Origin of the sequence: Staphylococcus capitis subsp. capitis (assembly GCF_040739495.1) — a bacterium.
Taxonomy (GTDB): domain Bacteria; phylum Bacillota; class Bacilli; order Staphylococcales; family Staphylococcaceae; genus Staphylococcus; species Staphylococcus capitis.
Genome location: NZ_CP145263.1, coordinates 889,938 through 902,576, shown reverse-complemented (window position 1 = coordinate 902,576; position 12,639 = coordinate 889,938). Strand labels below are relative to the sequence as shown.

Here is a 12,639-nt window from a genome sequence, read left to right as displayed (position 1 = left end):
ATTAGTTAAAGTGTAGTAGAATCAATGAAAAAAGTATAGGATTTTAGTCGTATTTATCACATATAGTTTATCACTTTTATTCTAATCCAGCACGCTCAAAAATCGTATCAACTTGATTAAGATGATGTTTAGGGTTGAAACACTCGTCCAATTCTTCTGTAGATAAAACATTTGTGATAGTTTCATCTTGTTCAATTAATTCTCTAAATGGCGTTTTAGTTTCCCAAGATTCCATAGCTTTCGGTTGAACTTTATCATAAGCTTCTTCTCTCACCATACCCTTATTGATTAAAGCCAATAATACACGTTGTGAGAAAATTAAACCAAATGTCTTATCAATATTACTTCTCATATTATCTTCAAATACTGTAAGTCTATCTACGATATTAGTGAATCGGTTCAATGCATAATCTAAAGCAATCGTTACATCTGGTAACATGATTCGTTCTGCAGATGAATGAGAGATATCTCTTTCATGCCACAATGGTATGTTTTCATAAGCTGTTGTAATATATCCACGAATCACTCGTGAAATACCAGTAATATTTTCAGAACCAATAGGATTACGTTTATGAGGCATTGCTGATGACCCCTTTTGTCCCTTAGCGAAAGCTTCTTCTACTTCACGTGTCTCTGTTTTCTGTAGGTTACGAATTTCTACTGCAAATTTTTCTAATGAAGTAGCAATTAACGCTAGAGTAGCAATGTAGTATGCATGTCGATCTCTTTGTAATGTTTGAGTAGAAACTGGCGCAGTATCAATTCCTAAGTGCTTACAAACATACGCCTCAATTTCTGGAGGAATGTTGGCAAATGTACCTACTGCACCACTCATTTTACCTACTTCAATCTCTTTACGTACTTCTTTAAAGCGTTTAAAATTACGTTTCATTTCTGTATACCAAAGTGCCATCTTCACACCAAACGTAGTAGGTTCAGCATGAACACCATGTGTACGCCCCATCATTAATGTATATTTATAATTCTTAGCCTTTTCAGCTAATACTTCAATAAATCTTTCTAAATCTTTCTCAATGATTTCATTTGCTTGTTTAACAACATAGCTTAATGCGGTATCTACAACATCTGTCGAAGTAAGACCATAATGAACCCATTTTCTTTCTTCGCCAAGCGTTTCGGACACTTGTCTTGTAAAAGCTACAACGTCATGACGTGTTTCTTGTTCAATTTCTTTTGCGCGATCTACATCAACTTTAGCATTTTCACGAATCTTTTTGACATCTTCCTTAGGAATATAGCCTAATTCACTCCATGCTTCACATGCTAGTATTTCTACTTCTAACCATGCTTCATAGCGATTTTGATCTGTCCAAATATTAGACATTTCTTCTCTTGAATAACGTTCAATCATTCTTTAATAACTCCAATCGTATGTATTATTGCAGATTTAAAAACTGTACATTAAACTCATTTTTTTAAAAAAAGTTCGTATTTAACTTGTTGCTTATAGTTTAACAAAACTATAGCTAAATGTATAAATGTTTTTTCCTTATATTCATATTTTATTGTAATTACTTTAGAAACTCAATTAACTATAAAAAATGAGTAGAATAGATCTCTTACTTTCAACAAGTAACTATCTATCCTACTCAAAAATTTAAAAAGCACCACTAATGTAATCTGATAATGAAGTTAATCTATAGGTTTACCCACAAAAATAATGTCCTGTTTAAGCACTTCAATACTTCCATCTTTATTTTCTTTATAGACTGGTTTTTCCATTCTACGAGTTGGCATAAAACCTTCTTCACGCATACGAGCTAAGCAATCAGCAATGGTCTCATTATCTTCGACTTTAAACTTTTTGCTCATTCGTCTTCGCACTTTCTAATTCTTCATGTTCTACTACAACATCTAAATGCTCTGGCTCGTATGCTTTAAGTTTACGTCTGCGTACCCCTTTAACCCAGAATCCGCCATGTATATTCCTCGGTTCATAAGCAATGATAAAGGCTTTGGGGTCAAGATTTTTAATTGTATCCATAAGCTTAAATTCATATTTACGTGGTGTTAAAATTTGCATGACCATTCGACTACCATCACGACCGAATGCTTCATAGTGAGTTACACCATAACCTAAATTTCTTAATTCATTAGGTAAATCTAATTCATACTCTGATGAAGTAACATTGACTACAGTATAACCTAACGCTAATTTCTCTTCTATCTTCATACCTACGATAATTCCAACTGAGAAGCCTAATGCATATGCAAAAATATTTTGGATTTGATCTAAACTAGACATAACCAATCCTAAACCTACAACATATACAAGCACTTCAAGGAAACTTACCACAGCAGCAATATAACGATAGCCTTTCAATGTTAATATGGTTCTCATTGTCAGGAATGTGACATAACAGACATTGATTACAAATATGGCCAAAACCATTAGCCATGGATTATGAGCGATTGCTGACATATTATTCCTCTTTTCTAACTATAAATCCAAATCATTTTATCAGTCATATATTAATTTGTCACTAAGAATAATTTTTCATTTTAAATTTTAGTTTTTAGGCCAAGTATATCTTGTATATGCAAGTTCACGTTTATGGGCATTTCTTACATAATGTTTCTCAATAGTTTCACGTGCTTCAGCGGGTATATCTTTCCCTTCAAGATAATCATCTATTTGATCGTAAGTAACACCAAGCGCTTCCTCGTCAGGTAATTGTGGTTTATCATCTTCTAAATCTGCAGTTGGTACTTTTTCATATAAATGTTTAGGTGCATTTAAATACTTCAATAATTGTTTACCTTGTCTTTTATCTAAACCGAAAATTGGAGCAATATCAGCTGCGCCATCACCATACTTAGTATAGAATCCTGTAATGTTCTCAGCAGAATGGTCAGTTCCAACCACTATACCACTTTGATTTGAAGCAATCGAAAATTGAACTTTCATACGTTCACGAGCTTTTTCATTTCCTCTTTGAAAATCTGTTAATTCGATACCTGCTTCCTTAAGGGATTGGACACTTTGATCGACTGCAGGTTTAATATTAACTGTAACGATTTCATCAGGCTCTATAAATTGCAGTGCATCTTCTACCTCATCAGCATCCTTCTGAACACCGTACGGTAATTTTACTGCTATAAACTTACATTCACGTCCTTCTGCTCGTAATTCATTTACAGCTAATTGTACGATTTTTCCTGTTAATGTAGAATCTTGTCCCCCAGAAATTCCAAGTACTAGCGATTTTATAAAAGAATGAGATTGAACATAAGATTTAATAAAATGTTTTATTTCATCAAATTCCTTTTCACTATCAATCTGTTGTTTTACTTTCATTTCTTTAACAACAATATCTTGTAATTTACTCATGATCTTCCTCCATCTCTTTAACACGTTCTGCTACTTCAAAAATACGTTTATGTTTATTTTCCCAACATTTCGCACTTAAATCTACAGGATATTCTTGAGGGTTTAAGTAACGCTTATTTTCTTCCCAAAGTGTACCTAAACTTTCTGTTAAATATGCCTGAGCTTCACGTTCGCTTGGAAGTTGATATACAAGCTTACCCGCTTCAAAGATGGTATGATGTAAATCTTTTGCTTCAAATGATTTAATAAATTTCATTTTATACGTATGTACTGGGTGGAATAATTTAAGAGGTTGTTCAGTTGATGGATCTTCTCCTTCAAGCGTAATATAGTCACCTTCAGCTTTTCCAGTCTTTTTATTAATAATGCGATAGACATTTTTCTTACCAGGTGTTGTTACTTTTTCAGCATTATTAGAGAGTTTAATTCTGTCACTAAAAGTACCATCTTCAGTTTCAATTGCTACTAGTTTGTACACTGCACCGAGTGCGGGTTGGTCATAACCAGTAATTAATTTTGTCCCAACTCCCCATGCGTCTACTTTAGCTCCTTGTGCTTTTAAACTAGTTATTGTTTGCTCATCTAAATCATTTGAAGCAATAATTTTAGCTTCCGTGAATCCAGCTTCATCTAACATACGTCTTGCTTCTTTAGATAAGTAAGCAATATCACCTGAATCTAATCTAATTCCTATAAAGTTGATAGTATCTCCCAACTCTTTAGCAACTTTTATTGCTGTAGGTACACCTGATTTTAATGTATGAAAAGTATCTACTAAAAAGACGCAATTTTTATGTCGTTCAGCATATTTTTTAAATGCTGTATACTCATCTCCATATGTTTGAACTAATGCATGCGCATGCGTACCTGATACTGGTATATCAAATAACTTACCTGCTCTTACATTACTTGTTGAGTCAAATCCACCAATAAAAGCGGCGCGAGCTCCCCATACGGCGGCATCAATTTCTTGCCCTCTCCTAGTTCCAAATTCCATTAATGTATCATTGAGAGCGATTTGTCTAATTCTACTAGCCTTAGTAGCTATAAGTGTATGGAAATTAATTATATTTAATAAAATTGTTTCAATTAGCTGAGCTTGAATTAAAGGCGCTTCAACTCTAATTAATGGCTCATTACCAAAACATAATTCTCCCTCTTGCATTGAACGAATATTACCTGTGAATTTTAAATTCTTTAGATAACTTAGAAAATCATCCTTGTAACCGATCGTTTTTAAATATTCTATGTCATTATCAGAAAAACCAAAATTCTCTATAAAGTCAATTACACGTTTCAAACCATTAAAAACTGCATATCCACTGTTGAAAGGCATGCTTCTAAAATATAAATCAAAAATAGCAGTTCTTTCGTGAATGCCGTCATTCCAATAGCTTTCCGCCATATTAATTTGATATAAGTCATTTTGTAGCATTAAGCTGTCATCTTTAAATTGGTACACAAAAATCTCTCCAATCAACCGAGTCATTTACGACTAGTTTATCATAATTCATATCATGAAAGTAAACGACTTACCTTTGTAGTCAGAATATTATAAAAGAACAAATTTTATTTGTCATAAAACTCTAAACGACAAATTCATGACAATTGAATATTTTAACTGAGTATTTTTATAACCTCGATTATAATACGAATGAGGTGTTTTAAATGTTATTAGATGAAGCTACATCATTTATTCAAACCATGTATAATGAATTAAATTATAACTCAAGTGAAACAAAGAAAAGACTTAATGAAATAAAAGAAGAAATTAAAGAAACCGGAAGCTACACCCATACTTATGAAGAATTGGCATATGGAGCAAAAATAGCATGGAGAAATTCTAATCGCTGTATTGGCAGACTATTTTGGGAATCCCTAAATGTGGAAGATGCACGACATGTTAAAAATGAAGAAGAATTCATTGATACAATTCACCATCATATAAACAAAGCCACTAATAATGGTAAAATCCAGCCACTCATTACAATTTATTCTCCAAATGATTGCCCTAAAATATATAACAGTCAGCTTATTCGTTATGCCGGCTATGATGACGCAGGAGATCCATCTGAGAAAAAAGTGACACGATTAGCTCAACATTTGGGATGGAGTAGTAAAAGAACAGATTTCGATATATTACCTTTGATATATCAAATGCCTAATGGGACAATGAAATATCATGAATATCCTAAACACCTTATTAAAGAAGTCCCCATATCTCACGACCAGTATCCGAAATTAGCGCATTTAAATTTAAAATGGTATGCAGTGCCAATCATTTCTAATATGGATTTAAAAATTGGCGGAATCATTTATCCTACCGCACCATTTAACGGATGGTATATGGTAACTGAAATAGGTGTACGTAATTTCTTAGATAGTTATCGCTATAATCTTTTAGAAAAAGTTGCAGAAGCCTTCGAATTTGATACACTTAAAAATAATTCATTTAATAAGGATCGAGCACTTTTAGAATTAAACTATGCAGTATATCATTCCTTTAAAGCTGAGGGCGTTTCTATTGTCGATCATTTGACTGCCTCAAAGCAGTTTGAAATGTTTGAACGAAATGAACATAAGCACGATAGACATGTTACTGGTAAATGGTCATGGTTAGCGCCACCTTTATCACCTACGCTAACATCCAACTATCATCATGGTTATGATAATACGATGCGATCAACTAATTTCTACTATAAAAAGAATGAACCTATGAAGTGCCCTTTTCATTAAAATTATAGGGGTGGAACATGCGATTATATTATTTAGGACCTAAGGGAACTTTCTCTTATCTCGCTTCACAAAAATTTATATTAGAAAATGATATCAATTACTCAGCTAAGTCAAATCTTCACGAAGTGATAAAGGCAGTATCATGTGACAATAACTCAATTGGTATAGTGCCTATAGAGAATTCTATTGAAGGGACTATTAACATCGTAGCGGACGCATTAGCTGAACAAAAAATTTATGCACATGGTGAAATTCATTTAGATATCGATTTTGCTTTGTATGGTTATCATTCTGATCGTCTACAAGACATAAAAAAAGTGTATTCAATTGCACCTGCTATCAGTCAAACAACCAATTATATACAGCAACATCATTTTCAATATGATTATACTGATAGCACAATTCAAAGTTTAGATAAAATAGAAAAAGGTATAGGTGCTATTGCGCCTTTAGGTAGTGGCGAAACTTATGGGTATCAACCACTTGATGTACATATTCAGGATTATCCGCATAATGTCACACGCTTTTTAATTGTCAAAAATCACACACACTTTGAAGATAATACTAATACAACCATGTTTTTAATTACCCCTCAGTATGATAAACCTGGTTTGTTAGCAAGTGTATTAAATACCTTTGCATTATTTAATATCAACCTTTCGTGGATTGAATCACGACCTTTAAAAACTCAATTAGGAATGTACCGCTTCTTCGTGCAAGCAGATACACCTGTGACCAATGATGTTAATAAGGTAATTACTATTTTAAAAACGTTAGATTTCTCAGTAAATTTAATAGGTTCATTTAATAAAAAATTTTAGAAATTCATATATATATAAATTCAACCGCTAAATGAAAGTTATTTAGCGGTTTTATACTTAAATTTATTCAATTTAAAAAATGCGTTAAAGTTCATTAATGGCAATATTTGTATAGTTATTCGACATTGATTTTATCAATTTTCAAAAATGTTTCTTCCTGATTCAAGGTTAAATCTTTAATATCTTCTAAATGCAAGGTTTGAGTTGAATCATCGAAATGATTGCCTGCTATAAATATTTGTTCATGTTTTACATTATTATAACTTCTTATATGAATTGCATCTCTCTCCATTTTTCCTGTAAAGGTATTACCAATCACGTTGAAATTTTCCCCAGCTTGCGTCCCCATAACTTGTCCTGTTTGCGGGTCTGCTGCATTTTTACCATCTTTCACCCCAAGAAATCGTATACCACCATTACACGATTTAAATTCATTTTTTGAAATAAATGTATTCTTAGACTTTAGAGGCGTTAAAGCAAATTCATTTAATTGGTCAAATACATTATTTCTAATATGAATATTGTCATAAAATCTATTATAGCCACTCGCATGCGACCCTATCGCGCGATTCCACGCTTTCATTTTCGGGTGATCAGAATTACCGAAATAACAATTTTCAATAACTACATTTTTAGTAATCGTACCATCAGTTGTACCAAATTTAGGAAATGCGCCGGGCACTTGAATGTCTAATTGAATTGCTTCTGAAAATGAACGGTCTCCATCAATATCAAGAAAACCCTCAAATGAACAATCTGTAATATGTAAGCCATTTAAACCACAGGCATCTAATGCATGTCCGCCCACTATATTTTTAAAAGTTACGCCGATAAGCTGAATATCTTCAGCATGACCAATACTCATGGCAGTATTATTAAAAGGATAGTCACCACCATTCATATCGAATATGCCACCTTTTATGTAAATATGACTATTTCCTGAATAATTATGATAAAAAATATAAGGCTTACCATTTTTTAACAATGCATCTTTCCCTACTCGCAAGAGAACTGCCTCATCATCAAGTAGTAACGTTGTAGAATCGTAAATAACCAAAGCCTTTCTAATATGATATGTACCTTTTGGGATAAAAACAGTGTGTTCACCATTTTTGGCATAATTTAATGCCTGTTGAATCGCTCTTGTGTCTTTGTATTTATTTTCACCTGTTAAACCAAATTCCTTGGCATTAATGAACATATGGTAATTCCCCCGTTTTATTTAAAAATAATGATTGTATGCTTAAACTGAACTCTATATACTAAAGTTATATTTCATTAATGATATAGTATTTATTTTAAAAAATAATTTTAGAATAAATACATACCGAAAAGTCTTATTTATATATAAATATACCAATATAGTGCTTTTTAAACACATTTGAGGGAGGATGTTTTAATGAATAAAAATGCACTAATAATAGTGGATTATTCTGTTGATTTTATTGCGGATAATGGGAAACTTACATGTGGGAAGCCTGGTCAAGCAATAGAAGATTATATTTTAAGTCGAATTGAAACCTATCTTGACCAACAAGAGGATATCTTTTTTACTATGGATGTTCATTATGAGAACGACCAGTTCCACCCTGAAACACAACTTTTTCCACCTCATAACATTTATGGTACAAACGGCCGTAGTTTATATGGGAAAATTGGGGCAATATATGAGAAACACAAGTATAATTCACAAGTCCATTATTTGGATAAAACTAGGTACGATTCGTTTTATGGTACACCTTTAGATAGTTTATTGAGAGAACGAGATATTAAAAACGTGGAAATTGTAGGTGTTTGCACCGATATATGTGTTCTACATACAGCAGTTTCAGCATATAACTTAGGTTATAACATCACAATTCCAAGTAAAGGTGTAGCATCCTTTAACCAAGAAGGACATGTTTGGGCACTATCGCATTTCCAAAACTCACTAGGTGCTAAGGTAGAAGATTGAACTAAAATCATGCTAAAATATGATTAAATATAAAAGAATAAGGAGATATTGAAAATGACAAAAACTTATATATTTGGGCATAAAAATCCAGATACAGATGCAATTTCTTCAGCTATTATCATGGCTGATTTTGAACAACAAACTGGTAACTCTGAAGCAAAAGCTTATCGTTTAGGTGAAGTTAGTGCTGAGACACAATACGCTTTAGATTACTTTAAAGTAGAAGCTCCAGAATTATTATCTGAAGACTTAAATAATGAAGATGTTATTTTAGTCGATCATAATGAATTCCAACAAAGTGCTGATTCAATTGCTGACGCATCAGTTAGACATGTCATTGATCACCACCGTATCGCAAATTTCGAAACAGCTTCTCCACTTTATTATAGAGCTGAACCAGTGGGATGTACTGCTACTATCTTGTACAAAATGTATAAAGAGCGTGGATTTGAAATTAAACCTGAAATTGCCGGTTTAATGATCTCAGCTATAATTTCAGATAGCTTATTATTTAAATCACCTACATGTACTGAAGAAGATGTTAATGCAGCGCAAGCATTGAAAGAAATTGCTAATGTTGATTTAGATAGTTATGGTTTAGATATGCTAAAAGCTGGCGCTTCTACAACTGATAAATCTGCCGAAACATTGTTAGGCATGGATGCTAAATCATTCACTATGGGCGACTATGTAACTCGCATCGCTCAAGTCAATACTGTAGATATTGACGAAGTACTAAACCGTAAAGATGAATTAGAAAAAGTAATGTTAGAAATAAGCGCAAACGAAAAATATGACTTATTCGTACTCGTTGTAACTGATATTATTAACAGTGATTCTAAAATTTTAGTTGTGGGTGCTGAAAAAGATAAAGTAGGAGAAGCATTTAACGTTCAATTAGATGATGGAATGGCCTTCTTATCTGGCGTAGTTTCTCGTAAGAAACAAGTAGTACCTCAAATTACTGAAGTATTATCTTAAAAATTTGAATTCACATAAATGAATTTATTGGGAGCATTTTAAAATGCTCCCTTTTTTAATATATGAAATAACATTAATAGTGCTTTTTTGGGGTATAAATTTGTTAAGTGTCTTATTGTTTTACAAATTAAATATTTATGTGATTACATAGACCTCTTTTAATAACAAAAAAATCCAGGGAGGTAAAACTTTAAAATGAACGACATTGAACAACAATTTAATATTAACAAGCAATTTTTCAATACACACAAAACTAAAGATTTAAAGTTTAGAAAACATCAATTAAAAGCTTTAAGTAAAAGTATTAAAAATCATGAACAAGCTTTACTAGAAGCGCTCAAAAAAGATTTAGGAAAAAGTAAAGTAGAAGCTTATGCTACAGAAATTGGTATATTATTAAAAAGTATTAAACTTGCTAGAAAAGAACTAAAAAATTGGGCTAAAACGAAACAAGTCGAAACACCTCTTTATTTATTTCCAACTAAAAGTTATATAAAAAATGAACCCTACGGTACTGTTTTAATAATTGGTCCCTTTAATTATCCTGTACAACTTGTTTTCGAACCTTTGATTGGGGCTATAGCTGCCGGTAATACTGCCATTGTTAAACCTTCTGAACTTACCCCTAACGTAACAGAAGTAATTGAAGATATAATTCAAGATACATTCGAAGAGAATTATATTTCTGTTATTAAAGGGGGAATTGAGGAAACACAAACCTTAATCAATTTACCATTCGATTATATGTTCTTCACTGGAAGTGAAAAAGTTGGTCAAATCGTCTATGAATCTGCTGCCAGAAATCTAGTACCCGTTACTTTAGAGTTAGGCGGTAAATCTCCAGTAATTATTGACCAAACTGCAAATTTAAAAGTCGCTAGCGAAAGAATTAGTTTCGGAAAATTTACGAATGCAGGACAAACATGTGTAGCACCTGATTATATTCTAATAAATCGTAAAGTTAAAAATGATTTTATTAAAGCTCTAAGACAAACAATTACTGAATTTTATGGAGAAAACATTAAAGAAAGCCCTGATTTTGGAAGAATTGTTAACAAAAAACATTTTAATCGCTTAAATGAACTATTAGAAACTCACAAAAGTAAAATTATTTTCGGTGGTAACAGCTTTGAAGAAGATTTATATATAGAGCCTACAATAATAGACAATGTTAATCTACAAGATCAAATCATGCAGGAGGAGATTTTCGGGCCCATCTTACCAATTATTACTTATGATGATTTTGATGAGGCAGTTCAAATTATTCAAAGTAAATCTAAACCTTTGAGTTTATATCTTTTTAGTGAGGATGAAAATTCAACTCAACGCGTTATTGAAGAGTTGTCATTCGGTGGTGGTGCTATAAATGATACACTGATGCATTTAGCAAATCCTAATTTACCATTTGGTGGTATTGGTGCTTCAGGTATCGGTCAATATCATGGTAAATATTCTTTTGATACTTTTAGTCATATGAAATCATATACATTTAAATCTACACGTTTAGAATCAAGTATCTACTTTCCACCTTATAAAGGCAAATTCAAATACATCAAAGCCTTTTTTAAAAATTAAAATACTAACTATAAAATGCTCCATATGTAATTGGGTATGAACGCAATTCTGAAAGATAAAACTTTATTTAACTTTTAGGATTTTCCGCTCATTAGTTACATATGGAGCCTATTTATTTAAAATAAAACGCAGACCCCTTCTGGTGCGTTTTCTTGGTCATCAATCATTTCAAGTTTTCCTGTAATACTATCTCTTTTAAACACAGTTACTTTAGACTCGCCTTCTTGGTGTGCACATACTATATACTTATCATCAGGCGTGATATTAAAATCTCGAGGAAATTCATCTTCAGTAGGTTGAATATCCACCAATTTTAATGATTTTCCATTATTTTCGACTTCATAAATAGCTATGCTATCATGACCTCTATTACTTACATATAAATGTTTTTGATCATGAGATAATCTTACCGCAGCTAATTTTGATTCTCCTTTAAAATCTTGTGGAATTGTAAGATGTCTTTCTATTTCTTTGAATTCTCCATCGTGATATTCTGTTACACTTACATAATTAGATAATTCATGAACTACATACGCATATTTACCATCTTTACTGAATGTAATATGTCTAGTGCCATCCGCCTCTTTAAATTGTGAAACAGCATATTCTTTTAAACCTTCGTCACCATATGTATATGTGACAATTCTATCTGAGCCTAAATCTGCTGCTACTACATATTTTTTATCTGGTGTTTCATTTAAAAAATGGACATGCGGTGATTCCTGTCTTTCATGTGGACCTGTAGGATATTCGTGTTCAAGTTCCTCAATAAGTTTTTCAATTTCTCCAGTATTTTTGTTCACCTTATAGATGCGTGCAATCCCAGCACCATAAACAGCTTCGAATAAATAATTATTATCACTAGAAATTTGTATATAACATCCTGTTCCATTTTTAGATGCTAAACATTTATTAATTAGTTCTAAACCACCATCTTGCGTTATTTTAAAGCTCGCTACACCACAATTTTCATTTTCTTTAGTAATGGCATATAAATAGTTTTCATTTCTTGTCAAATATGTAGAAGCTACTATTTCATAACCTGTTTGAACTTCTTTTATTGTGCCTTTTAAATCCTCTAATTCAAAACGGTAAATGCCTTTACCATTTTGCTTTGTATAAGAGCCAATATATCCAATTGTCATATTAATCCCTCCGTAAGTTTTATTATTGGTTTAATTTTAACTATAAGTGTCAGCGATTTACAATTAAAACTTTTG

Annotated in this window: 12 protein-coding genes; 5 read left to right on the top strand and 7 right to left on the bottom strand. The window is 32.1% G+C overall.

Annotated features, from left to right (window positions below):
* Positions 1–76 precede the first annotated feature (76 nt).
* The 5 genes from purB to V6C74_RS04505 all read right to left on the bottom strand — a co-directional run bounded on the left by purB (position 77) and on the right by V6C74_RS04505 (position 4,814).
* Positions 77–1,372, bottom strand: coding sequence for an adenylosuccinate lyase (gene purB / locus V6C74_RS04525; RefSeq protein WP_002453621.1), 1,296 nt, complete (start codon positions 1,370–1,372; stop codon positions 77–79).
* Between the two features lie 281 nt (positions 1,373–1,653).
* Entirely contained in the window at positions 1,654–1,833 is a 180-nt protein-coding gene (locus V6C74_RS04520) for an NETI motif-containing protein (protein ID WP_016898699.1), read from the bottom strand.
* Complete coding sequence (locus V6C74_RS04515; RefSeq protein WP_002453623.1) at positions 1,817–2,443, bottom strand: DUF2179 domain-containing protein; 627 nt, start codon at positions 2,441–2,443, stop codon at positions 1,817–1,819. Before V6C74_RS04515 ends, V6C74_RS04520 begins: the two co-directional genes overlap by 17 nt.
* An 87-nt stretch (positions 2,444–2,530) precedes the next feature.
* Positions 2,531–3,352 (bottom strand): ammonia-dependent NAD(+) synthetase, encoded by an 822-nt coding sequence (gene nadE / locus V6C74_RS04510; RefSeq protein WP_002453624.1) that lies wholly within the window; start codon positions 3,350–3,352, stop codon positions 2,531–2,533.
* Complete coding sequence (locus tag V6C74_RS04505; protein WP_016898698.1) at positions 3,345–4,814, bottom strand: nicotinate phosphoribosyltransferase; 1,470 nt, start codon at positions 4,812–4,814, stop codon at positions 3,345–3,347. The genes nadE and V6C74_RS04505 overlap by 8 nt, the downstream gene beginning before the upstream one ends.
* A gap of 206 nt (positions 4,815–5,020) precedes the next feature.
* Here V6C74_RS04505 and V6C74_RS04500 point away from each other — a divergent pair, with 206 nt between their 5' ends.
* The gene (locus V6C74_RS04500; RefSeq protein ID WP_002453626.1) at positions 5,021–6,088 is read left to right on the top strand and encodes a nitric oxide synthase oxygenase; all 1,068 of its coding nucleotides are present in this window, start codon (positions 5,021–5,023) and stop codon (positions 6,086–6,088) included.
* Positions 6,089–6,105: 17 nt separating this feature from the next.
* Positions 6,106–6,909 carry a prephenate dehydratase domain-containing protein gene (locus tag V6C74_RS04495; RefSeq protein ID WP_002453627.1) on the top strand — a complete coding sequence of 268 codons (804 nt, stop codon included), beginning with the start codon at positions 6,106–6,108 and terminating at the stop codon, positions 6,907–6,909.
* A 115-nt stretch (positions 6,910–7,024) separates the two neighbouring features.
* Here V6C74_RS04495 and V6C74_RS04490 read toward each other — a convergent pair whose 3' ends face one another.
* A complete protein-coding gene (locus V6C74_RS04490) occupies positions 7,025–8,110 on the bottom strand; it encodes a glycosyl hydrolase family 28-related protein (RefSeq protein ID WP_049390714.1) in 1,086 nt (361 codons plus the stop codon).
* 198 nt (positions 8,111–8,308) lie between these two features.
* Here V6C74_RS04490 and V6C74_RS04485 point away from each other — a divergent pair, with 198 nt between their 5' ends.
* The 3 genes from V6C74_RS04485 to V6C74_RS04475 all read left to right on the top strand — a co-directional run bounded on the left by V6C74_RS04485 (position 8,309) and on the right by V6C74_RS04475 (position 11,419).
* Entirely contained in the window at positions 8,309–8,863 is a 555-nt protein-coding gene (locus tag V6C74_RS04485; protein ID WP_002453629.1) for a cysteine hydrolase family protein, read from the top strand.
* 54 nt (positions 8,864–8,917) lie between these two features.
* Positions 8,918–9,844: a manganese-dependent inorganic pyrophosphatase gene (locus V6C74_RS04480; RefSeq protein WP_002453630.1), complete on the top strand. Its 927-nt coding sequence runs from the start codon at positions 8,918–8,920 to the stop codon at positions 9,842–9,844.
* 195 nt (positions 9,845–10,039) lie between these two features.
* Entirely contained in the window at positions 10,040–11,419 is a 1,380-nt protein-coding gene (locus V6C74_RS04475; RefSeq protein ID WP_016898695.1) for an aldehyde dehydrogenase, read from the top strand.
* A 116-nt stretch (positions 11,420–11,535) separates the two neighbouring features.
* On the opposite strand, the gene V6C74_RS04470 is transcribed toward V6C74_RS04475, so the two are convergent.
* A complete protein-coding gene (locus tag V6C74_RS04470; RefSeq protein ID WP_002453632.1) occupies positions 11,536–12,564 on the bottom strand; it encodes a lactonase family protein in 1,029 nt (342 codons plus the stop codon).
* Positions 12,565–12,639: the final 75 nt, after the last annotated feature.

Bases quoted from the DNA above. Each gene is read 5' to 3' on its own strand.
- purB (WP_002453621.1), bottom strand. From the start codon at position 1,372: ATGATTGAACGTTATTCAAGAGAAGAAATGTCTAATATTTGGACAGAT.
- V6C74_RS04520 (WP_016898699.1), bottom strand. From the start codon at position 1,833: ATGAGCAAAAAGTTTAAAGTCGAAGATAATGAGACCATTGCTGATTGC.
- V6C74_RS04515 (WP_002453623.1), bottom strand. From the start codon at position 2,443: ATGTCAGCAATCGCTCATAATCCATGGCTAATGGTTTTGGCCATATTT.
- nadE (WP_002453624.1), bottom strand. From the start codon at position 3,352: ATGAGTAAATTACAAGATATTGTTGTTAAAGAAATGAAAGTAAAACAA.
- V6C74_RS04500 (WP_002453626.1), top strand. From the start codon at position 5,021: ATGTTATTAGATGAAGCTACATCATTTATTCAAACCATGTATAATGAA.
- V6C74_RS04495 (WP_002453627.1), top strand. From the start codon at position 6,106: ATGCGATTATATTATTTAGGACCTAAGGGAACTTTCTCTTATCTCGCT.
- V6C74_RS04490 (WP_049390714.1), bottom strand. From the start codon at position 8,110: ATGTTCATTAATGCCAAGGAATTTGGTTTAACAGGTGAAAATAAATAC.
- V6C74_RS04485 (WP_002453629.1), top strand. From the start codon at position 8,309: ATGAATAAAAATGCACTAATAATAGTGGATTATTCTGTTGATTTTATT.
- V6C74_RS04480 (WP_002453630.1), top strand. From the start codon at position 8,918: ATGACAAAAACTTATATATTTGGGCATAAAAATCCAGATACAGATGCA.
- V6C74_RS04475 (WP_016898695.1), top strand. From the start codon at position 10,040: ATGAACGACATTGAACAACAATTTAATATTAACAAGCAATTTTTCAAT.
- V6C74_RS04470 (WP_002453632.1), bottom strand. From the start codon at position 12,564: ATGACAATTGGATATATTGGCTCTTATACAAAGCAAAATGGTAAAGGC.